This is a genomic window from Photorhabdus africana (assembly GCF_035181445.1).
Taxonomy (GTDB): Bacteria; Pseudomonadota; Gammaproteobacteria; order Enterobacterales; family Enterobacteriaceae; genus Photorhabdus; species Photorhabdus laumondii.
Genome location: NZ_JAXBVE010000052.1, coordinates 1 through 21,220 on the forward strand (window position 1 = coordinate 1; position 21,220 = coordinate 21,220).

General features: G+C 42.9%; 20 protein-coding genes and 1 tRNA gene. 18 read left to right on the forward strand and 3 right to left on the reverse strand.

Going from position 1 to position 21,220, the window contains the following annotated elements; translation table 11 throughout:
* The first annotated feature begins 29 nt into the window (after positions 1-29).
* Both SLS51_RS20140 and SLS51_RS20145 read left to right on the forward strand, forming a co-directional pair.
* Positions 30-106, forward strand: a tRNA-Asp gene (locus tag SLS51_RS20140).
* Positions 107-244: 138 nt separating this feature from the next.
* Positions 245-1,027 (forward strand): endonuclease/exonuclease/phosphatase family protein, encoded by a 783-nt coding sequence (locus tag SLS51_RS20145; protein ID WP_323840370.1) that lies wholly within the window; start codon positions 245-247, stop codon positions 1,025-1,027.
* A gap of 270 nt (positions 1,028-1,297) precedes the next feature.
* Here SLS51_RS20145 and SLS51_RS20150 read toward each other — a convergent pair whose 3' ends face one another.
* Complete coding sequence (locus SLS51_RS20150; RefSeq protein ID WP_323840371.1) at positions 1,298-2,683, reverse strand: amino acid permease; 1,386 nt, start codon at positions 2,681-2,683, stop codon at positions 1,298-1,300.
* A 170-nt stretch (positions 2,684-2,853) separates the two neighbouring features.
* On the opposite strand from SLS51_RS20150, the gene queE reads away from it, so the two are divergent.
* On the forward strand, positions 2,854-3,525 hold the full coding sequence (queE, locus tag SLS51_RS20155) for a 7-carboxy-7-deazaguanine synthase QueE (protein ID WP_323840372.1): 672 nt from the start codon (positions 2,854-2,856) through the stop codon (positions 3,523-3,525).
* A 44-nt stretch (positions 3,526-3,569) separates the two neighbouring features.
* Here queE and queD read toward each other — a convergent pair whose 3' ends face one another.
* On the reverse strand, positions 3,570-3,932 hold the full coding sequence (queD, locus tag SLS51_RS20160) for a 6-carboxytetrahydropterin synthase QueD (protein ID WP_323840373.1): 363 nt from the start codon (positions 3,930-3,932) through the stop codon (positions 3,570-3,572).
* Between the two features lie 266 nt (positions 3,933-4,198).
* Here queD and cysJ point away from each other — a divergent pair, with 266 nt between their 5' ends.
* The 15 genes from cysJ (at position 4,199) to rpoS (ending at position 19,490) form a co-directional block, all read left to right on the forward strand.
* Positions 4,199-6,001 carry an NADPH-dependent assimilatory sulfite reductase flavoprotein subunit gene (cysJ, locus tag SLS51_RS20165; protein ID WP_323840374.1) on the forward strand — a complete coding sequence of 601 codons (1,803 nt, stop codon included), beginning with the start codon at positions 4,199-4,201 and terminating at the stop codon, positions 5,999-6,001.
* Complete coding sequence (gene cysI / locus SLS51_RS20170) at positions 6,001-7,731, forward strand: assimilatory sulfite reductase (NADPH) hemoprotein subunit (RefSeq protein WP_323840375.1); 1,731 nt, start codon at positions 6,001-6,003, stop codon at positions 7,729-7,731. Before cysJ ends, cysI begins: the two co-directional genes overlap by 1 nt.
* Positions 7,728-8,462: a phosphoadenylyl-sulfate reductase gene (locus SLS51_RS20175; protein WP_323840376.1), complete on the forward strand. Its 735-nt coding sequence runs from the start codon at positions 7,728-7,730 to the stop codon at positions 8,460-8,462. Before cysI ends, SLS51_RS20175 begins: the two co-directional genes overlap by 4 nt.
* 306 nt (positions 8,463-8,768) lie before the next feature.
* Positions 8,769-10,181 carry a siroheme synthase CysG gene (gene cysG, locus SLS51_RS20180; protein ID WP_323840377.1) on the forward strand — a complete coding sequence of 471 codons (1,413 nt, stop codon included), beginning with the start codon at positions 8,769-8,771 and terminating at the stop codon, positions 10,179-10,181.
* Positions 10,182-10,190: 9 nt separating this feature from the next.
* A complete protein-coding gene (gene cysD / locus SLS51_RS20185; RefSeq protein ID WP_323840378.1) occupies positions 10,191-11,099 on the forward strand; it encodes a sulfate adenylyltransferase subunit CysD in 909 nt (302 codons plus the stop codon).
* Between the two features lie 11 nt (positions 11,100-11,110).
* Positions 11,111-12,553, forward strand: a complete 1,443-nt coding sequence (cysN, locus tag SLS51_RS20190; RefSeq protein ID WP_323840379.1) for a sulfate adenylyltransferase subunit CysN — start codon at positions 11,111-11,113, stop codon at positions 12,551-12,553.
* 1 nt (position 12,554) lies between these two features.
* Positions 12,555-13,187 (forward strand): adenylyl-sulfate kinase, encoded by a 633-nt coding sequence (cysC, locus tag SLS51_RS20195; protein ID WP_323840380.1) that lies wholly within the window; start codon positions 12,555-12,557, stop codon positions 13,185-13,187.
* 146 nt (positions 13,188-13,333) lie between these two features.
* Positions 13,334-13,654, forward strand: coding sequence for a cell division protein FtsB (gene ftsB, locus SLS51_RS20200; protein ID WP_323840381.1), 321 nt, complete (start codon positions 13,334-13,336; stop codon positions 13,652-13,654).
* A gap of 5 nt (positions 13,655-13,659) precedes the next feature.
* The gene (gene ispD, locus SLS51_RS20205) at positions 13,660-14,391 is read left to right on the forward strand and encodes a 2-C-methyl-D-erythritol 4-phosphate cytidylyltransferase (RefSeq protein ID WP_323840382.1); all 732 of its coding nucleotides are present in this window, start codon (positions 13,660-13,662) and stop codon (positions 14,389-14,391) included.
* Positions 14,392-14,404: 13 nt separating this feature from the next.
* Positions 14,405-14,878: a 2-C-methyl-D-erythritol 2,4-cyclodiphosphate synthase gene (gene ispF / locus SLS51_RS20210; RefSeq protein ID WP_323840383.1), complete on the forward strand. Its 474-nt coding sequence runs from the start codon at positions 14,405-14,407 to the stop codon at positions 14,876-14,878.
* 3 nt (positions 14,879-14,881) lie between these two features.
* Positions 14,882-15,931: a tRNA pseudouridine(13) synthase TruD gene (gene truD, locus SLS51_RS20215; protein ID WP_323840384.1), complete on the forward strand. Its 1,050-nt coding sequence runs from the start codon at positions 14,882-14,884 to the stop codon at positions 15,929-15,931.
* Entirely contained in the window at positions 15,909-16,673 is a 765-nt protein-coding gene (surE, locus tag SLS51_RS20220; RefSeq protein WP_323840385.1) for a 5'/3'-nucleotidase SurE, read from the forward strand. The genes truD and surE overlap by 23 nt, the downstream gene beginning before the upstream one ends.
* On the forward strand, positions 16,667-17,293 hold the full coding sequence (locus tag SLS51_RS20225) for a protein-L-isoaspartate(D-aspartate) O-methyltransferase (protein WP_323840386.1): 627 nt from the start codon (positions 16,667-16,669) through the stop codon (positions 17,291-17,293). Before surE ends, SLS51_RS20225 begins: the two co-directional genes overlap by 7 nt.
* Before the next feature lie 169 nt (positions 17,294-17,462).
* The gene (gene nlpD / locus SLS51_RS20230) at positions 17,463-18,440 is read left to right on the forward strand and encodes a murein hydrolase activator NlpD (protein WP_323840387.1); all 978 of its coding nucleotides are present in this window, start codon (positions 17,463-17,465) and stop codon (positions 18,438-18,440) included.
* Positions 18,441-18,491: 51 nt separating this feature from the next.
* Positions 18,492-19,490 (forward strand): RNA polymerase sigma factor RpoS, encoded by a 999-nt coding sequence (rpoS, locus tag SLS51_RS20235; protein ID WP_323840388.1) that lies wholly within the window; start codon positions 18,492-18,494, stop codon positions 19,488-19,490.
* 966 nt (positions 19,491-20,456) lie between these two features.
* Here the strand turns inward: rpoS and miaE are convergent.
* Complete coding sequence (miaE, locus tag SLS51_RS20240) at positions 20,457-21,218, reverse strand: tRNA isopentenyl-2-thiomethyl-A-37 hydroxylase MiaE (protein ID WP_323840389.1); 762 nt, start codon at positions 21,216-21,218, stop codon at positions 20,457-20,459.
* Positions 21,219-21,220 lie beyond the last annotated feature (2 nt).

Below are 21,220 nucleotides of genomic sequence, written 5' to 3' on the forward strand. Positions count from 1 at the left end.
ACAGCGATGTAAATCAAAGAGAATTCGGTGGTGCGGTAGTTCAGTTGGTTAGAATACCGGCCTGTCACGCCGGGGGTCGCGGGTTCGAGCCCCGTCCGCACCGCCACCTTAGTTTGCAGATAAACCCTGAGAGGAATTTCAGGGTTTTTTGCTATTTATGAGTATTAAAATCAATAATTACCTTATTATATTTGATAGAATCGGATAGTTTTTATAGTTATTCTGTATTTAAGAGGTTTTTTACGTGGTAAAAAAAACCTATGCGATAAGATATGTTGCTGGACAACCTGTTGAACGTGTCTTTCCTATGTCGACTCATCAGCTTGGGAATACATTACCTATAGGTACTCCTTTGATCACTGGTACAAATGAGCTTAGGGTTGTTGTATGGAATATCTATAAACAGCAGCGTCCTTCATGGCGAAAGGTTCTGAAAGAGCTGACTAACGAAAGCCAGTTGATTTTATTACAAGAAGCGCAAACAACCCCTGATTTAGTTGAATTTGCTACCTCAAATTACCTAATATCTGATCAAGTTCCCGCATTTCTATTACCACAACACCCCTCTGGTGTAATGACGTTAGCAACTTCTCATCCTGTCTATTGTTGCCCATTGAGAGAGAAAGAGCCCCTTTTACGTTTATCTAAGTCTGCTCTCATCACTGTTTATCTTTTACAGGATAATCGTCAGTTAATGGTTATTAATGTGCATGCGATAAATTTCAGTTTTGGTGTGGATGTGTATAGCCGCCAGTTGAATAATATTGGTGCTCATGTTCGTTTACATAATGGCCCAGTCATTATGGCTGGTGACTTTAATGCATGGAGTAAGCAGCGATTAGATGCTTTAAAACGTTTTACCAGATATTTACACCTTGAAGAAGTATCTTTTACTGATGACTATCGAACAATCGCGTTTGGTAGACCTTTAGATTTTATTTTTTACCGAGAGTTGAATATAGCTAATGCTATTGTAATACCTACTGATGCCTCCGATCATAATCCTCTTGTTGTGAATTTTTATTAATTCTTTATTATAAGAATATATCCGTCTATTTTTTATGAATTAAGTTTTTATTTAATTCATTGAAAAAACATAATCTTATGACTGAAAAATATTATATTATTATTACTTTATTGTAACTGTTTATTATCTGTTTAGATGGGTTTATATATTAAAAATAAAATTTATTTCTATTAATATGTGAAAGTTATATTGAGATAAATATTAAATATATTTCATTTGGATAAATTAAAATAAATGCCAGATTAATCTGGCATTTTTTATGAATGAAAATTATTTGTTTATCTGATGGATTTGAGAAATATTTTTCTTTTTGCTAAAAAAATAGGTGATTGATAATAAGATTACCCATGTGATTCCCACAATTAATGCAATGCGGGTTTTCTCGAAATAGCCCAGTAATACAATAACAAATACCATAAAGATGATGGTTAATGCTGGTGCTATGGGCCACATAGGAACGGGGAATTTCAGGGTCTCAACTTCTTCTTTACTCATTTTGCGGCGCATAGCAACCTGAGAAAGTAGGATCATTAACCATACCCATACAGTAGCAAATGTTGCGATAGAGGCAATGATAATGAAAATTTCTTCTGGAATCATATAATTGAGCATAACGCCAATTAATAGAACTGCTGACATAACGATTACAGTCATCCAGGGTACGCCATTACGGCTCAGCTTGGTGAATGATTTAGGCGCTTGTCCTTCTTGAGCCATGCCGTACATCATACGGCCAGCACCAAAAATATCGCTATTGATTGCTGAAACTGCGGCAGTAATCACTACGATATTGAGAATGTTAGCAGCAGAATTGATACCCAAGCTAGAAAAAATCTGTACGAATGGGCTGCCTTCTTGACCGATCTGATTCCACGGATAGATACACATTAAAATAAACAGAGTCAGTACATAGAACAGCAGAATACGGAAAGGGACAGCATTGATTGCTTTTGGAATCGTTTTCTCGGGGTTTTTGGCTTCACTGGCAGTAATACCAATGACTTCAATACCACCAAAAGCAAACATCACAATGGCGAGTGAAGCTATCACGCCACTGATGCCATTAGGCATAAAACCGCCATATTCCCACAAACTGGCAATGCCGGTTGCATGATCTGTTTCTTGACCGAATCCATAGACCATGATGGTCATGCCACCGATAATCATAGCGATAATTGCGGTGACTTTCACAATAGAAAGCCAGAATTCCATTTCACCGAAAATCTTCACATGACAAAGATTAATTGCGCCAATAAAGCAGACAATGCCAAGTACCCAGATCCACTGTTCCACATGAGGGAACCAGAGTTTCATATAAAAACCAAATGCAGTAACGTCAGCCAGGCAGACGATCAGCATTTCGAATATATAATTCCATCCGGTTAGAAATCCGGCTAAAGGTCCGAGGTAATGGCTGGCATAGTGTGAAAAAGAACCGGCTACTGGATGGTGAACAGCCATTTCACCTAATGCACGCATCACCATAAATACGGCAGCCCCGCCGATTAAATAGGCGAGTAATACGGCGGGTCCAGCTTGCTGAATAGCAGCTGCGGAGCCATAGAACAGCCCTGTGCCTATTGCGGAGCCTAATGCCATAAAGCGGATGTGCCGCCCGGTTAGACCCCGTTTCAGCTGAGTTTCATTATTCTGCATTATTTATTCCTGTCACTTTCTCAGTGCTAGATATATTTTAAGCACACAATGCCTCGACAAGTCGCATGTTAGCTAAGCGAAGCAAACCCCGTACCTTATCATAAAGATTGATGTTCGAGGGATAGATATCTGCAATAATGCGCCCTTGCCTAATGAAACCAGAGATTTTTATGTTTTACCCGATTAACGAAATATTCCAGACATTGCAGGGAGAAGGTTTTTTTACCGGAGTCCCGGCAATTTTTATTCGTCTACAAGGGTGTCCGGTTGGTTGTAGCTGGTGTGATACTAAACACACTTGGGAGAAAGAAGCGAAAAAGCAACGGACATTGGAAACAATTTTGCTGAAGACGAGTGAAAGCAATGAATGGAGTGAAGCTTCTCCTAAGCAAATTGCGGCGCTGTTTGTTCAACAGAAATATACCGCACGCCACGTTGTTATTACTGGTGGTGAGCCTTGTCTTTATGATCTTATTCCGCTGACCGACGAGTTAGAAAGCCTTGGCTACCAATGCCAGATAGAAACCAGTGGTACGTATCATGTTAAGTGTTCTGCTGCTACTTGGGTGACGGTTTCACCAAAAGTTAACATGCGTGGTGGTTACCAGATATTACAGCAGGCTTTGCAGAGAGCTAATGAAATAAAATATCCGGTTGCGAGGGAAAGAGATATTGAAGCATTGGATGAGTTATTAGCGACATTAAATGACAACTCATCACGTATTATTGCATTGCAACCGATTAGCCAGAAAGAAGAAGCTACCCGTTTATGTATTGAAACCTGTATTGCCCGTAATTGGCGGTTTTCTATGCAAACACATAAATATTTGAATATCGCCTGAGAAAAGCTTACTGCACTAGAGGTTTCCTGGTGCAGTAAGTTGTTTCATTTGCCGCGGAAAATACATCCTGCATTACAGGTTTCTTTCACCATAACGGCACTGAGTTGTGGAACTATTGGTTTAACTTTATGCCAAATCCAAGTTGCCAATATTTCGCTGGTTGGATTTTCCAGTCCAGGGATATCGTTCAGGTAATGGTGATCTAGCTGTTCCCAAACAGGTTTGAATAGGGCTTTTAAATCGGCAAAGTCCATAATCCAGCCACTATGAGGATCGACCTCCCCGGTAATTTCCAGTTGTACCATAAATGAGTGTCCATGCAAGCGACCGCATTTATGGCCTTCTGGGACATGTGGCAGGCGGTGGGCGGCTTCAAACTGAAAATCTTTAAAAATCGTTGTGCTCATAGTGGTTCTCCCTGACTTCAAAAAACCTGCTATTCTACCCGATCTTCTGAATTAAATTTGGTTTTTTCATTTTTTTGCTATTGCTCTTATTAACTGTTTTATAGATATATTAAATCTGTAAATATGGTTAGGCGTTTTGGTTATTTGATATTGCGATAGTTTCTTTAAATAGTAACAAGTCGCTGAGATAACCTTACAAACCATCCCTATTTATTTTTTCTACTAAAAATAACGGACATTGGTAATCGTAAAGGGCAGCACAGGACATGAGCATAAAACCACCTTCAATTTCATTTCTTCCGGTTTCACCTGAACAGCTAGTGCATTTGCAATCGGCAATTGGGGATTTTTCACCAACTCAATTAGCTTGGCTGTCTGGTTATTTTTGGGGAATGGTGAATCAACAACCACAGGTTCAGTCTGTAGCTCCGGCGGTTCCGGCACAGGAGACGATTACATTAATTTCAGCTTCACAAACCGGTAATGCTCGTCGTTTAGCTGAGCAGCTCCGTGAGGATTTGTTGGCACAGAAACTCAATGTCAATCTATTCAATGCCGGTGATTATAAATTCAAACAAATTGCTCAAGAAAAGATATTGATAATTATTGCTTCTACTCAAGGTGAAGGAGAACCTGCTGAGGAAGCGGTTGCATTGTACAAATATCTCTATTCTAAAAAGGCGCCGAAACTGAATGATACGGTATTTGCGGTTTTTGGTCTGGGTGATACCTCTTATGAGCGATTTTGCCAGGCTGGAAAAGATTTCGATAATCGTCTGAATGAATTAGGCGCTCAACGGCTTCTGGAGCGTGTAGATGGTGATGTCGAATATCAGCAGGTTGCGGCTCAGTGGCGTAAACAATTAACTGGGATCCTGAAACAGCGTATTCCTGCTGAGACAGGAACTGAGATTACTTCTGCACAGAACAGATCGGTAAATGAAATTTTTTCAACTTCTTATACTAAACAGGCACCATTGACTGCGGCTTTAGCTACTCGTCAGAAAATAACAGGTCGTGGTTCTGATAAAGATGTTCGCCATATTGAAATTGATCTGGGTGATTCAGGTTTACGTTATCAGCCAGGTGATGCTTTGGGTGTTTGGTTTGAAAATGATCCGGCGTTGGTGGATGAAGTGTTGAATTTGCTCTGGTTGCAGGGAACAGAACAAGTTGAGGTTAATGGTCAGAAATTGTCATTAAGAGAAGCGCTGATCAGCCATGTTGAGCTAACCCAAAATACCAGTGTGATTGCGGAAAAATACGCCGTTCTCGCGAAAGATGAAAAATTACTTTCTTTGATTGCTGATAAACAAGCATTACAACAATACGCTCACAACAAACCGATTGCCGATATGATAAGAGCAGCGGCTTCTCAACCAGAGGCGCAGCAATTTATTGATTTACTTCGGCCTTTGACACCAAGACTTTATTCAATTTCTTCTTCTCAGGCAGAAGTGGAAAATGAAGTTCATCTTACAGTTGGTGTGGTTCGTTATGAAATTGACGGGCGGGTCCGCACCGGCGGTGCATCCGGCTATCTAGCAGATCGCTTACAGGAAAATAGTGATATTCGTATTTTTATTGAGCATAACGATAATTTTCGTCTGCCTGCTAATCCACGTACGCCTGTCATCATGATTGGGCCGGGAACCGGAATTGCACCATTTCGGGCATTTATGCAGCAAAGGGAGGCTGATGGCGCTGAAGGGAAAAATTGGTTGTTCTTTGGTAATCCACATTTTACTGAAGATTTTCTCTATCAAGTGGAGTGGCAGCGTTATGTCAAAGATGGCCTGTTAACTCGTATTGATCTGGCATGGTCCCGTGATCAGCAGCATAAAATTTATGTTCAGGACAAACTGCGTGAGCAGGGTGAAGAGGTATGGCGCTGGATAAAGGAAGGTGCACATCTGTATGTGTGTGGTGATGCAAACCGCATGGCGAAAGATGTGGAACATGCGTTATTGGATATTATTGCTGAGCATGGCGGCATGGATACCGAACAGGCAGATGAATTCTTAAGTGAACTGCGCTTTGAGCGCCGTTATCAGAGGGATGTGTACTAATGAACGATAAACAACATGGTCCTTTGATTGTCGAAGGTAAACTGGCTGACAGTGAGCGTATGAAGCAGGAGAGTAATTTTCTGCGAGGTACGATCAGTGAAGATTTAACTAATGGCTTGACGGGAGGTTTTGAAGGGGACAATTTCCTGTTGATTCGTTTTCATGGCATGTATCAGCAGGATGATCGTGATATCCGTGCTGAACGCACAGAGCAAAAACTGGAGCCACGCCATGCAATGATGTTGCGCTGTCGTCTGCCGGGTGGCGTGATTACACCACAGCAATGGTTGGGCATTGATAAGTTTGCTGAAGAGAATACCCTTTATGGCAGTATCCGGTTGACTAACCGCCAGACATTTCAATTTCATGGCATTCTAAAAGGGAATGTAAAACTTGCGCATCAATTGCTGAATCAAGTTGGACTGGATTCGCTCGCGACGGCGAATGATGTTAACCGCAATGTGCTTTGTACCTCAAATCCTATTCAATCAGAGCTACATCAGCAAGCTTACGAATGGGCGAAGAAAATCTCAGAACATTTACTGCCACGTACCCGTGCTTATGCTGAACTCTGGTTGGATAAAGAAAAAGTCGCAACGACCGATGAAGAGCCGATTCTTGGTTCGACTTATTTGCCGCGTAAATTCAAAACTACGATAGTTATTCCTCCACAGAATGATGTTGATCTGCATGCCAACGATCTGAATTTTATTGCCATTGCAGAAGGTAGCAAGCTGGTTGGTTTTAACGTGTTGGTGGGTGGTGGTTTGGCGATGACTCACGGCGATAAAAATACCTATCCAAGTATGGCGAGTGAGTTTGGTTATATCCCGCTTGAGCATACGCTGGCAATTGCGGAAGCTGTGGTGACAACTCAGCGTGATTGGGGTAACCGGACTGAGCGTAAAAATGCCAAAACCAAATATACGTTGGCGCGGGTTGGTGTTGATACTTTTAAAGAAGAGGTAGAGAGACGTGCTGGCGTGAAATTTGAGGCAATCCGACCTTATGAATTTACTGGTCGTGGTGATCAAATTGGTTGGCTGAAAGGTATCGATGATAAATGGCATTTGACGCTGTTTATTGAGAATGGTCGCCTTTTGGACTACCCCGGTAAGCCGCTGAAAAGCGGTGTTGCTGAAATTGCAAAAATACATAAAGGGGATTTTCGCCTGACGGCCAATCAGAACTTAATCATTGCTGGTATTCCTGAAAGTGAGAAACAACACATTGAAACTATCGCTCGTCAGCATGGATTGATTGACGATAAAACCACAGTTCAGCGTGAAAACTCAATGGCCTGTGTCTCTTTCCCAACTTGCCCATTGGCAATGGCTGAGGCTGAACGTTTTTTACCGGAGTTTGTCACTCATGTTGAACAATTGATGAATAAACACGGTATTAGTGATGAACATATTGTTTTGCGAGTGACGGGTTGTCCGAATGGTTGTGGTAGAGCGATGTTGGCGGAGGTAGGGCTAGTCGGCAAAGCGCTTGATCGTTATAACCTTCATCTTGGTGGTAATCGGATTGGTACCCGTATTCCACGCATGTATAAAGAAAATATCAGCTCACAAGAGATCTTATCCATCATGGATGAACTTATTGGGCGTTGGGCGACAGGTCGGCAGCCAAATGAAGGTTTTGGTGATTTTCTGATCCGCACGGATATTATCAAGCCAGTACTGGATTCAGCCCGCGATTTTTACGATTGGCGGGAGGCGGTATGAGCCAATTCAGCTTATCTCAATTTGTTGGTATGACTGCTGAACAGCAAGAGCAATCATTGGCTGAGATTAATCTTCGGCTTGAAATGATGGATGCTCACCAGAGAGTAAACTGGGCATTGGAAAATTTGCCAGGGGAGTTTGTTCTTTCCTCCAGTTTTGGTATTCAGGCGGCGGTATGTCTTCATTTAGTGACACAAGAATATCCTGATATTCCGGTCATACTTACTGATACCGGTTATCTATTCCCTGAAACTTATCAATTCATAGATAAACTCACAACGCAACTGAAACTGAATTTACACGTATTCAGTGCTGAGCGTTCCCCGGCCTGGCAGGAAGCTCGCTATGGGAAATTGTGGGAGCAAGGTGTAGAGGGAATAGAACACTACAATCAGATTAATAAAGTTGAACCAATGAATCGGGCTTTGAAAAATCTGAGAGCACAAAGTTGGTTTGCTGGTTTACGCCGTCAGCAATCTGAAAGCCGATCAAAATTACCGGTTTTAGCTGTACAGCGGGGAGTATTTAAGATTTTGCCGATTATCGACTGGGATAACCGGCGTGTGCATCAATATCTGACAAAGCATGGCTTGGAATATCATCCATTATGGGAACAAGGTTATCTTTCTGTTGGTGACATCCATACAACCCAGAAATGGGAACCGGGTATGAGTGAAGAACAAACCCGTTTTTTTGGCTTGAAGCGGGAATGTGGGTTACATGAGAATTAAAAACCTGGTATTTCCTGAGTGGGATTGATGATAATGAAAAGCTATTTTGGCGAGATCACCTATATTCCATTACAGAACTATTAATTCCTTTTTGTCATTTTATAACTTTACCGCCGACTCATATATTCATTCGAAACAGTTTCAATGCTTATATACCCTATGGATTTCAAGATGCATCGCGACGGCAAGGGAGTGAATCCCCGGGAGCATAGCAAACTATGTGACCGGGGTGAGCGAGTGCAGCCAACAAAGAGGCAACTTGAAAGATAACGGGTATAAATATTTCACTGGATATCAAGGGCAATCGTGGATTACTTACCGATATTTGTTGAGCTGAAAGGGCGGCTTGTATTGCTTGTCGGTGGTGGAGAGGTGGCCGTACGTAAGGCGACTTTACTACTACGGGCAGGTGCATTATTACACGTTGTAGCGCCTGAATTGTGCTCTGAATTACAACAACGTTATCAAGCTGGTGAGTTGGAATGGTATAAGGAAAAATTCCAGCCTGAATATCTTGATGGCATCTTTTTGGTTATTGCGGCGACTGATGATCGCATTCTAAATCATCGGATTTTTTCTGAGGCTAATAAGCGCGGTATTTTGGTCAATGCCGTTGATGATCAAGCTCATTGCTCATTTATTTTTCCATCAATTATCGACCGCTCTCCGGTTTTGGTGGCGATTTCATCGGCGGGAAAAGCGCCGGTATTGGCGCGTTTAATCCGAGAAAAACTGGAAGCGTTACTGCCTTCCAGCCTTGGCACGATGGCAAAAATCGCCGGGAAGTGGCGTGAACGAGTAAAACAGCGATTAACTTCCATGCGCCAGCGTCGTTCTTTTTGGGAACAGGCTTTCAATGGTCGTTTCGCTATGTTGGTTGCAAATGGTCAGATCCAACAGGCGGAAAAACAGCTTGAGCAACAACTAGAACAGTCTGATTCGCAGGGAGAGTTGGCTTTGGTTGGGGCTGGTCCTGGTGATCCGGGATTGCTGACGTTAAAGGGATTACAGGTTATTCAGCAGGCTGATGTGGTGCTTTACGATCATTTGGTCAGCAGCGAGGTACTGGATCTGATTCGCCGTGATGCAGATAAAATTTGCGTTGGCAAAAGAGCGGGTAATCACTCTGTTTCTCAGGAGGAAACTAACCGATTGATTGTGAAATTTGCTGGACAGGGGAAAAAAGTGGTTCGTCTTAAAGGCGGTGATCCCTTTATTTTTGGCCGTGGCGGTGAAGAACTACAAGTTGCAGCATCGGCAGGTATCCCTTTTCAGGTTGTACCGGGCATTACCGCCGCCATCGGGGCAGCGGCTTATGCAGGAATTCCGCTAACTCACCGGGAACATTCACAGAGTATCACTTTTATTACCGGTCATTGTCGAGAAAAGGGTAATGAGTTGGATTGGCCAACTTTAGCTGGAGGCAATCAGACTCTGGTGATCTATATGGGGACGGTAAAGTCAGCCTTGATAAGTCATCAATTAATTTTACATGGGCGAGCGAAAGAGACACCAGTAGCCGTCATTGGTTGTGGTACTCGTCTAGAGCAGCAAGTGTTAACCGGCACTTTGCTTGAACTGGAACAGTTAGCACAGAGGGCACCGTCGCCGGCTTTACTGGTGGTGGGAGAGGTGGTTCAACTCCACCATCAGATAGCTTGGTTTGGGCAGCAATCTATTGCCAAGATAAGCCGTCCGGCAGTAGTCGATTTTGCATAAGGAGTTGTAATGGATGAGAAAAGATTGACACACTTGCAGCAACTTGAAGCTGAAAGTATTCATATTATACGGGAAGTGGCCGCCGAGTTTGAAAACCCGGTGATGCTTTACTCTATCGGTAAAGATTCTTCGATCATGCTTCATCTTGCACGCAAGGCGTTCTATCCGGGAACATTGCCATTTCCTTTGCTGCACGTGGATACAGGCTGGAAATTTCGCGAAATGTACGAGTTTCGTGATCGTACTGCGAAGAATTACGGCTTTGAACTGTTGGTGTATCGCAACCCGCAAGGGGAAGTAATGGGAATCAATCCATTTGTGCATGGTAGTGCCAAACATACTGACATCATGAAAACCGAAGGGTTAAAGCAGGCACTGGATAAATATGGTTTTGATGCTGCTTTCGGCGGTGCCCGTCGTGATGAAGAGAAATCACGTGCCAAGGAGAGGATCTATTCCTTCCGTGATCGTTCACATCGTTGGGACCCTAAAAATCAGCGCCCTGAATTGTGGCGTAATTACAACGGCCAGATTAACAAAGGTGAAAGTATTCGCGTATTCCCATTGTCTAACTGGACTGAACTGGATGTTTGGCAATATATCTATTTGGAGCAAATTGATATTGTTCCTCTTTATTTTGCCAAATTACGCCCGGTATTGGAGCGTGAGGGTACGCTGATTATGGTTGATGACAATCGGATCGATCTGAAACCGGGTGAGGTTATCAGCCAGCGCAAAGTGCGTTTCCGTACTCTCGGTTGTTGGCCGTTGACGGGTGCAGTGAAATCTGATGCTGAAACATTGCCGGAAATTATTGAAGAGATGCTGATATCGACGACAAGTGAACGGCAAGGGCGTCTGATTGATAGCGATCAATCTGCTTCTATGGAACTGAAAAAACGTCAAGGTTATTTCTAAGGAGAACAACCATGTCAGCGCTTGCACAGAATGAAACCATTGCTTATCAAATTAAACAACAGGGCGGTGTGGAAGCTTATCTGCACGCTCAACAAGAGAAAGGATTACTGCGTTTCCTGACGTGTGGCAGCGTGGATGATGGCAAAAGTACTCTGATTGGACGCTTGTTACATGATACCCGTCAGATCTACGAAGATCAGCTTTCAACATTGCAGAATGACAGTAAACGTATCGGTACTCAGGGTGAAAAATTAGATCTGGCTTTATTGGTGGATGGTCTTGCCGCAGAGCGCGAGCAGGGCATCACCATTGATGTGGCTTATCGTTATTTTTCGACAGAAAAACGTAAATTTATCATTGCTGATACACCGGGACATGAGCAGTACACCCGTAATATGGCAACGGGGGCATCGACCTGTGATCTCTCTATTCTGTTGATTGATGCGCGTAAAGGTGTTCAGGAGCAGACCCGTCGTCACAGTTTTATCAGTACATTGCTAGGGATTCGCCATTTGGTGGTAGCGGTGAATAAAATGGATCTGATGGAATATCGTCAGGAAGTTTTTGATCAGATTAAACAGAATTATATGAATTTCGCTGCCCAATTGCCGACAGATTTGGACGTTCATTTTGTCCCAATCTCTGCACTTGATGGCGATAATATTGTCACTAGAAGTCGTAATATGGATTGGTATGAAGGACCAACGTTGTTGGATATCCTTGAGGCAGTTGAGGTAAAAAAGGAAGCCTCGAAGCAGTTACTGCGCTTCCCGGTACAGTATGTTAGTCGGCCTGATCTCGATTTTCGTGGTTACAGTGGCACACTTTCGTCTGGGATTTTACGTAAAGGGCAGAAAATTAAAGTCATGCCATCGGGTATCTGCTCACAGGTGGAGCGGATTGTGACTTTCAATGGTGATTTGGATTTTGCTGTTCCGGGTGAAGCTATTACGGTGGTGTTGAAAGACGAAATTGATATCAGCCGCGGTGATCTGCTGATTTCTGCCGATGATGAGATGATGGCTACCCGACATGCGCTGGTGGATGTGGTATGGATGTCTGAACAGCCTTTGGTGCAGGGGCAGAACCTTGATATTAAAGTGGCGGGTAAAAAGAGCCGTGGGAAAGTTGAGAATATTCAATACCAAGTGGATATTACTCACCTGACACAGCGGGTGGCTGTTGATTTACCATTAAATGCCATCGGATCGGTGGAGTTTTCTTTTGAAGAGCTATTAATGCTCGATAGCTATCAGCAAAATAGCGACACTGGCGGCATTATTTTGATCGATCGACTGACTAATGTCACTGTTGGTGCGGGATTGGTACGTGAAATTCAGACAGATGTTTATGAAGGGCCAAAAGAATTCAGCGAATTTGAACTGGAATTGAATCGGTTGATTCGTCGTCATTTCCCTCATTGGGGAGCCAGAGATTTACTGGGAGGTAAATAAATTGGCTGACATTGAAAATTTGCCATCAGAAAACGTTGTTTGGCATCCATATCAACTGACCAGAGTGCAGCGGGAGATTGAAAATGGACATCCTGCACTGGTTATTTGGTTCACTGGTTTATCGGGTTCAGGGAAATCCACTGTGGCCGGGGCCTTAGAGCAGGCCCTGTTTCAACGGGGAATAAAAACTTATTTGCTTGATGGTGATAACTTGCGTCATGGCCTTTGTCGTGATTTGGGTTTCTCCGAACAGGATAGGCAGGAAAATATCCGTCGTGTGGGTGAAGTTGCCAGTTTGATGGTCGATGCGGGTTTAGTCGTGCTGACGGCTTTTATCTCTCCTCATAAAGCAGAGCGGCAAAAGGTTCGTGAACTGCTGGAACCGGGGCAATTTATTGAAGTTTTTGTCGATACACCGTTGGAAATTTGCGAATCTCGTGATCCGAAAGGGTTGTACAAAAAAGCTCGTGCCGGTGAAATTCGTCATTTCACGGGGATTGATTCAGTCTATGAGGTTCCCGATAACCCGGAAATTTATCTTGCAGGCCAACAACCCGCTGAAGCTTCTGTGGCCCAGTTGCTGGTGGAATTGGAAAAGAGCGGCATTATACGCTCAAGGATTCATCACGGATAACGCCAACAAAAAGCACATTATTGCGTTTTCAGTGATGTGCTTGTGTAAAATAGCTTCATTCAACTATTTTTCTCCTACCCTGTTTTGTGATAGTAGCGTCATTCTTTGAGTTATGGGATGATTGACAGATATTTCAGGGGGCGGAAATGGGTAAACTGACGCTACTATTACTGGTTTTACTTGGATGGCTACAGTATTCACTGTGGCTTGGTAAAAACGGCATTCATGATTATGTGCGGGTTAAGAATGATGTTGTGATGCAAGAGCGTAATAACAGCAAACTTAAAGTGCGTAACGATCAGTTATCGGCGGAAATTGATGATCTTACGGGTGGACAGGAAGCCATCGAAGAGCGATCCCGTAGTGAATTGGGCATGATCAAACCGGGTGAAACTTTTTATCGTTTAATCGTTGATAAATCTAAAGAAAATACTTCGCGTCCCTCGACTCCAAATAATACTCAATAATTAAAATGAACAATCTATTACTTCGTTCCTGTGCTGATATTATTGCTTTGGTACCAGCAGCGGGTATTGGTAGCCGAATGAATTCGGATTGCCCAAAGCAATACCTGTTTATTGCTGGAAAGACTATTATTGAGCACACCTTGGCTGCATTACTTGCTCATCCCCGTATTCAGCATGTTGTGATTGTTTTAAATCCCGCGGACACACAGTTTCAATCCCTTGAGGTTGCATCGGATTCGCGCATTACTACGGTAACCGGTGGTGAACAGCGAGCAGATTCTGTGCTGGCTGGTTTAAATCATCTGGTTCATTTGACTGACAATGATCATTGCTGGGTTTTAGTGCATGATGCTGCCCGCCCTTGTTTACACCATGACGATCTTAACCGTTTGTTACAATTAGCAGAAGCCAATGAACAGGGAAATATGGCATGCGGTGGTATTCTGGCATCGCCGGTCCGCGATACGATGAAACGCGGACGGGTTGATCAGATTATTGACCATACAGTAGAACGGCAAGATCTTTGGCATGCACTGACACCGCAGTTTTTCCCATTGATGTTACTAAGGGATTGTTTATCAAAAGCACTTTCTCAACACGTTAATATTACAGATGAAGCTTCCGCATTGGAATATTGTGGTTATCAACCGGTGTTGGTTAACGGGCGTTCGGACAATATAAAAGTCACGTGCCCTGAGGATTTGGCATTGGCTGAATTTTATCTGTCTAGAAAATAAAGGAACAGACATCATGAGGATCGGACACGGTTTCGATGTACATAAATTTGGTGGTGAAGGGCCGATTATTATCGGTGGTGTTCGTATTCCTTATGAACAAGGGTTGTTAGCGCATTCTGATGGTGATGTTGCTCTCCATGCAGCAACGGATGCTTTGTTAGGTGCTGCGGCATTGGGCGATATCGGGAAATTATTCCCAGACACTGATCCGGCGTTTAAAGGGGTGGATAGCCGTAAATTATTGCGCGAAGCCTATTCGCGTATTAGAGAAAAGGGGTATCGGATTGGCAATCTGGATATTACGATTATTGCTCAATCACCCAAAATGTTGCCGCATATCCCACAAATGAGAGTCAATCTGGCAGAAGATCTGCAATGTCACATTGATGATATCAATGTTAAAGCCACAACCACCGAAAAATTGGGATTTGTTGGGCGTAAAGAAGGTATTGCTTGCGAAGCGGTTGCTTTGCTGGTTAAGGAATAATTGATGGTATTGGCTGAACTAAATTGGCTGTATGGGCAACCAGAAGCGACGGGGATATTAAAGGCTTCGCCGGAAGATTTTATTGTCTGTGAAGATTTGGGATTTTCTCCAGATGGAGAAGGTGAGCACTTAATGGTGCATATTCGTAAAACGGGTTGTAATACCCAATTTGTTGCAGATAACCTTGCTCGTTTCGCTGGTATACCGTCTAGATCGGTCAGTTATGCTGGCTTAAAAGACCGTCATGCAGTGACAGAACAGTGGTTTTGTTTGCACTTACCGGGCAAACAGGAGCCTGATTTTGCCTCGTTTCAGCTTGAGGGGTGTGAGGTTCTGACGACAGCTCGTCAGAAACGTAAACTACGCATTGGCGCATTGAAAGGAAATTCATTTACGCTGATTTTGCGGGAAATCAGTCATCATCAATTGGTTGAAAACAGACTACGGCTGATTCAGCAAGGTGGCGTGCCTAACTATTTTGGTGAACAGCGTTTTGGTCGGGATGGGCAAAATCTGATTCAAGCACAGCGTTGGGCAAATAATGAAATCCGAGTAAAAGAGAGAAGTAAACGTAGTTTTTATCTGTCAGCTAGTCGTAGTGCTATGTTTAATGCGGTAGCCAGTGCGCGGATTGCTCTGAAACAGCAACAACAGGTAATGACGGGTGACGCCCTACAATTAGCAGGGCGTGGTAGTTGGTTTGTTGCCGACGAAGCTGAATTGCCTGTATTGCAACAGCGAGTGATCGATGGAGAATTACAAATAACGGCACCGCTGCCTGGTGATGGTGAATTGGGAACACAGCGCCAAGCTGCGGATTTTGAACGGCAATATTTGCAGCCTTATCAATCGTTGTGGGAACTTATCAAGCGTGAAAGGGTGGAGGGTTGCCGTAGGGCGATTCTAGTGCAGCCTCAGAATCTGAGCTGGCAATGGCAAGATAATGACACGGTAAAAATCAGTTTCTGGTTGCCTGCTGGCAGTTTTGCTACCAGTGTGGTCAGGGAAATAATCAATCAGGATCAAAATAATGTTACGAATATTGTTGAGTAATGATGATGGTGTGACCGCTCCGGGCATTCAGGCTTTGGCGGCTGCATTGCGTGAAAGTTATCATGTGCAGGTTGTTGCTCCTGATCGTAATCGGAGTGGTGCATCTAATTCATTGACCCTTGATCGTTCATTAAGTGTTAATACGCTGGAGAATGGTGATATTTCGGTATTGGGCGGCACACCAACAGATTGTGTTTATCTCGGTGTTAATCGGCTGGTTCTTCCGCGCCCTGAAATTGTTGTTTCTGGTATTAATCGTGGCCCTAACCTTGGGGATGATGTGATTTATTCCGGTACGGTTGCGGCTGCAATGGAAGGCCGCCATCTGGGGTTGCCGGCATTGGCTATTTCACTTGATGGCGAATTGCATTACCAAACAGCGGCAGAAATCACCTGTCGTTTGCTACAAATGCTACAAACAACGCCGTTGAGAGCAGGTAATATTTTAAATGTGAATGTTCCTGATCTGCCACTTGAGCACATTAAAGGTTTTCGGGTGACACGTTGTGGTAGCCGTCATGCCGCGGAAGAAGTTTATTCTATGCAAGATCCGAAAGGCAACATGCTTTACTGGTTGGGGCCACCGGGGGATAAACATGATGCTGGCCCTGAAACAGATTTTGCGGCGGTGGAACAGGGATATGTATCTATTACGCCATTACAGATAGATCTGACTGCGTATAAAGCGCAGGCGTTAGTAAGAGATTGGTTAGCTAAAGCTGAGGTTGATGGAGAATGCTGAGTCGGGCAATGAAAAATTTGCTGACACAATTACGCCAGCAGGGAATAGAAGATGAATGTTTACTGGCTGCTATTTCTGTCGTGCCCAGAGAACGTTTTGTCGATGAAGCACTGGCACATAAAGCGTATGAAAATACGGCTTTGCCTATTGGTTATGGGCAAACGATTTCTCAGCCTTATATTGTTGCCCGTATGACTGAACTGCTTCAGTTAACACCGGATGCTAAGGTTTTGGAAATTGGTACCGGCTCTGGTTATCAGACAGCAATATTAGCGCATTTGGTCAAACATGTTTTCTCGGTAGAACGGATCAAGGGCTTACAGTGGCAGGCTAAACGGAGATTGAAACAGCTTGATTTGCATAATGTTTCAACCCGACATGGGGATGGTTGGCAAGGATGGCCGTCGCGTGGGTTATTTGATGCTATTATTGTGACCGCTGCGCCTCCGTATATCCCACAAGAATTGATGCTTCAGCTTGCTGATGGTGGCGTGATGGTTTTGCCCGTTGGCGAGAATACACAAATTCTTAAATCCGTGAAACGTCATGGCAATGGTTTTCATAGTGAAGTAATTGAAGCTGTGCGTTTTGTGCCCCTTGTACAAGGGGAACTGGCTTAAACTCATAGTCTATTGCAACTATTTTTCAATTAATGGTTATATTTGCTTTAATAAGCGAAATTATTTTCGTTTCGAGATTTTTATGGTTATGTATAACCTTTAAGAATTATTAATTTTTACGCTTATCTTTGCCGTTATGGGGGAAGGAAATATGAATTCGGGAAGCCCAATGAAAAAAATACAGCGGATTGTAACGTGTTTATTGATGGGAGTCTGGTTAGTCGGCTGTACAAATACACCAACTCGTCCTGCACCTATCACTAGTATTGATCAAAAACAAATCAGCGGGAGTCGTTATCCGGTAATATCTTCCGGCAATTCTGCTGTATCTACGCCAATGCCATCTTCACCTTCGTCAATGGGTGTGGCTGATAGCAATTTGCAGGGGAAAATTGTTTATAACCGTGATTATGAAAGTATTCCTAAAGGTAGCTATAACGGCAGTACTTACACAGTCAAGCATGGCGATACTCTGTTTTATATTGCTTGGATCACAGGTAGTGATTTTCGTGATCTTGCGAGCAAAAATAATATTTCAGAACCTTACAGTTTGACGGTGGGTCAGACTTTGAGGACCGGTAGTAGCGGGATGTTAACCACTTATAACCATCATCAAATTCAAACAACCCTGGTTGATTCTCAATCAACTAATGCGTATCCTGCAAATTCCGGGAAGCAAAAGAGTGTAAAAATGTTGCCACGGGCAACTACATCAACAGTAAACGATACATATTTAGAGTCACCGACGACAACCGCAAGCAGTGGAAACAGCGCTGTCAGCAGTTGGATGTGGCCGGCTGAAGGTAAAGTGATTGAGAGTTTCTCTGATACCCAAGGGGGTAACAAAGGGATTGATATTGCAGGTAGCAGGGGCCAGTCAGTATTTGCAACAGCAGGTGGTCGAGTTGTCTACGCCGGAAACGCCTTACGTGGATATGGAAATCTGATAATTATAAAACATAACGATGACTACCTGAGTGCCTATGCTCATAACGATACAATGCTGGTTCGTGAGCAACAGGACATCAAGGCGGGGCAAAAAATTGCCACTGTGGGTAGCTCGGGTACCAGTTCTGTAAGATTACACTTTGAAATTCGTTACAAGGGAAAATCCGTAAACCCGCTGCGTTATCTTCCGCAGCGATAAACTGGGCAGAATGCTGAATTCTGCCTGCATTATCATGGGTAGGGGCAGCTTATGAGCCAAAATACGCTGAAAGTTAACGAGTTGTATGATGATGCGGATTTAGATGAAAGTGGTATTGAAGCTGACGACTTCGATGAGAAATTATTGAAGAACGATGGAGATGATCTAACTGATTTTGAGCATGATTTAGATGTATTGCAGGGTATGAACCAGCGGGTTCTTGATGCAACACAGCTTTATCTCGGCGAAATTGGTTTTTCTCCTTTGCTGACGGCGGAAGAAGAGGTTTTTTTCGCAAGGCGGGCATTACGTGGTGATGTTCTGGCCCGCCAGAGAATGATCGAAAGTAACTTGCGATTGGTTGTCAAAATTTCCCGCCGTTACAGTAACAGAGGATTAGCTCTTCTTGATTTGATTGAAGAAGGTAATCTTGGCCTTATTCGTGCTGTTGAAAAATTTGACCCGGAGCGCGGGTTCAGGTTTTCTACCTATGCAACATGGTGGATTCGGCAAACCATTGAACGGGCGATTATGAATCAAACCCGTACTATTCGGTTGCCAATCCATATTGTTAAAGAGCTCAACGTCTACTTGCGTACAGCAAGAGAACTTGCCCATAAATTGGATCATGAACCTAGCCCGGAAGAGATAGCAGAGCAACTGGATAAACCAGTTGATGACGTAAGCCGTATGTTGCGATTGAATGAACGTATCATTTCGGTTGATACCCCCATTAGCGGTGATTCTGATAAAGCCCTATTGGATGTTTTATCGGATGAGAATGAAACCGGGCCGGAGGGAACAACACAAGAAGACGATATGAAAAAGAGTATCGTCAAATGGCTGTTTGAGTTGAATTCGAAGCAACGTGAAGTATTAGCGCGTCGTTTTGGTCTTTTGGGATATGAGGCTGAAACGCTGGAAGATGTGGGCAAAGAGATTGGTTTGACAAGGGAAAGAGTGCGTCAGATCCAGGTCGAAGGTTTGCGACGTCTGAAAGATATTATGCAAACTCAAGGTTTGAATATTGAAGCGTTATTCCGTACTTAATTGTTGAATAGTTTGGCTACTTGGGTTCTGAGGAGCTGTTGTCCCTGTTTTTGCATTGTTGATGCTTGGTATTATCAGGTTCTTCAGTACCCGGTAGGATTCTCCTAATTTTGTCTTAGATGATGATAGTAAATTTCAATCAAAGATTTCTAATACTTAAATTGCAGTAATGTGATTAACGCCCTTTTTTAGTTTCTTTAATTTGTACGTGAACATTGCGGTGGAACCTCCAGTTAGTGGTTTTATCTGCCTCTCCAGAGATTCTATGCTCGATTGGTGGCAGTCCAGAGAGAGAAGGAAATCTAGTCTAAGTAGTTAGCGGCCAACTTGAGGTTGCCCTTCCTGAACCTAAACGACGCGTCAATAAATTTAATTGAAAATAATTGATAATTGTGTCATAGGTCACTATTTTGATTACTATGCAAACTTAATAGTTTTAATAAAATTGACTGTATAATCTAAAGAAAAATTTTTCAATAAAGGATGCGGAATGATATTTTTGTTATCACGAATCATTGATACCATTGTTTTTTTTCTATTATTTTTAACGGTTAGTTATTTTTTTATTTTAGATAAAAACGTAAAAAAAACACTAATTTCATCGGTGGCAAGTATTATTGTTTTTATTTTAGTTGATATTTTTTCTCCGTTGCTACTTTACTTTTTTTTAAATCTATCTGAGTTCCTATATTATGTCGTGCATTAAATGCACGACAGTAAATATCCGCTATTGTTTATCAGTTAGTGGCTTGATTTTATTATCATATATACCCTATGGATTTCAAGATGCATCGCGACGGCAAGGGAACGAATCCCCGGGAGCATAGCAAATTAATCTAATGGGGAAAAGGGGTCTGAACATTTTTAAAAGGAAAAATAAACCTCGTTATTTTGAACGAGGTTTGTCATCGATTTGAAAGGTGAGTATAAGCTCACCTTTCTTTTATTAATCAATCTACATTCAGTTCAAATTACAGGAATGCCACTGTGAAATTTAAAATCGCTATCTGGATTTTGAATCAATTCAGCTTCAACACGACCAAAATAGTTTACCCGTTCGGTAATATCTTCATTAGCAATAGATTGCGCTAGTGAAAGATAGTCTTGATAGTGACGTGCTTCAGAGCGCAGCAGCGAGATATAAAATTTACTCAGATCTTCATCCAAATGAGGGGCCAGTTTGGCGAAACGTTCACAAGAACGCGCCTCAATATAAGCGCCGATAATCAGCTTATCGACCAATGTATAAGGTTCATGGTTGATGATATGGCTAAGCATGCCTTTGGCATAGCGGCTGGCAGCGATGCTTTCATAGCTGATATCGCGTGCATCCATGATCTCTAGCACTTGATAGAAGTGATGTAACTCTTCTTTAATCAGCAATACCATTTTATCAATCAGATCCTGGCTATAGGGTGAATTAGCTTTGGCGGTGATCTGTTTGGTCGCTTGGTTTTGACCTCTTAGTGAATTGAGATTGCCTATTTTCTTGTAAGCAAAATCTTCATAAGGTTTAAACCATGCCAGAAGTGTATCCTCACTTCGCTGATCTACTGCATACTTGCGGATCAAAAACATAGCGCTCTGTGCTGCTTTTAGTTCACATAATAGATGATCCCGTAGAAGCACAGGTAAATTTTCAGGCTGTTTTGCTTTATCTACCCACAAATCCGGGGTTTCACATTGCAAAAAATGGTATATCGGTTGTAAAAGGTTTTTGTCAAACACGT

Bases quoted from the DNA above. Each gene is read 5' to 3' on its own strand.
- SLS51_RS20150 (WP_323840371.1), bottom strand. From the start codon at position 2,683: ATGCAGAATAATGAAACTCAGCTGAAACGGGGTCTAACCGGGCGGCAC.
- queE (WP_323840372.1), top strand. From the start codon at position 2,854: ATGTTTTACCCGATTAACGAAATATTCCAGACATTGCAGGGAGAAGGT.
- queD (WP_323840373.1), bottom strand. From the start codon at position 3,932: ATGAGCACAACGATTTTTAAAGATTTTCAGTTTGAAGCCGCCCACCGC.
- cysJ (WP_323840374.1), top strand. From the start codon at position 4,199: ATGAGCATAAAACCACCTTCAATTTCATTTCTTCCGGTTTCACCTGAA.
- cysI (WP_323840375.1), top strand. From the start codon at position 6,001: ATGAACGATAAACAACATGGTCCTTTGATTGTCGAAGGTAAACTGGCT.
- SLS51_RS20175 (WP_323840376.1), top strand. From the start codon at position 7,728: ATGAGCCAATTCAGCTTATCTCAATTTGTTGGTATGACTGCTGAACAG.
- cysD (WP_323840378.1), top strand. From the start codon at position 10,191: ATGGATGAGAAAAGATTGACACACTTGCAGCAACTTGAAGCTGAAAGT.
- cysN (WP_323840379.1), top strand. From the start codon at position 11,111: ATGTCAGCGCTTGCACAGAATGAAACCATTGCTTATCAAATTAAACAA.
- ftsB (WP_323840381.1), top strand. From the start codon at position 13,334: ATGGGTAAACTGACGCTACTATTACTGGTTTTACTTGGATGGCTACAG.
- ispD (WP_323840382.1), top strand. From the start codon at position 13,660: ATGAACAATCTATTACTTCGTTCCTGTGCTGATATTATTGCTTTGGTA.
- ispF (WP_323840383.1), top strand. From the start codon at position 14,405: ATGAGGATCGGACACGGTTTCGATGTACATAAATTTGGTGGTGAAGGG.
- truD (WP_323840384.1), top strand. From the start codon at position 14,882: ATGGTATTGGCTGAACTAAATTGGCTGTATGGGCAACCAGAAGCGACG.
- surE (WP_323840385.1), top strand. From the start codon at position 15,909: ATGTTACGAATATTGTTGAGTAATGATGATGGTGTGACCGCTCCGGGC.
- SLS51_RS20225 (WP_323840386.1), top strand. From the start codon at position 16,667: ATGCTGAGTCGGGCAATGAAAAATTTGCTGACACAATTACGCCAGCAG.
- nlpD (WP_323840387.1), top strand. From the start codon at position 17,463: ATGAAAAAAATACAGCGGATTGTAACGTGTTTATTGATGGGAGTCTGG.
- rpoS (WP_323840388.1), top strand. From the start codon at position 18,492: ATGAGCCAAAATACGCTGAAAGTTAACGAGTTGTATGATGATGCGGAT.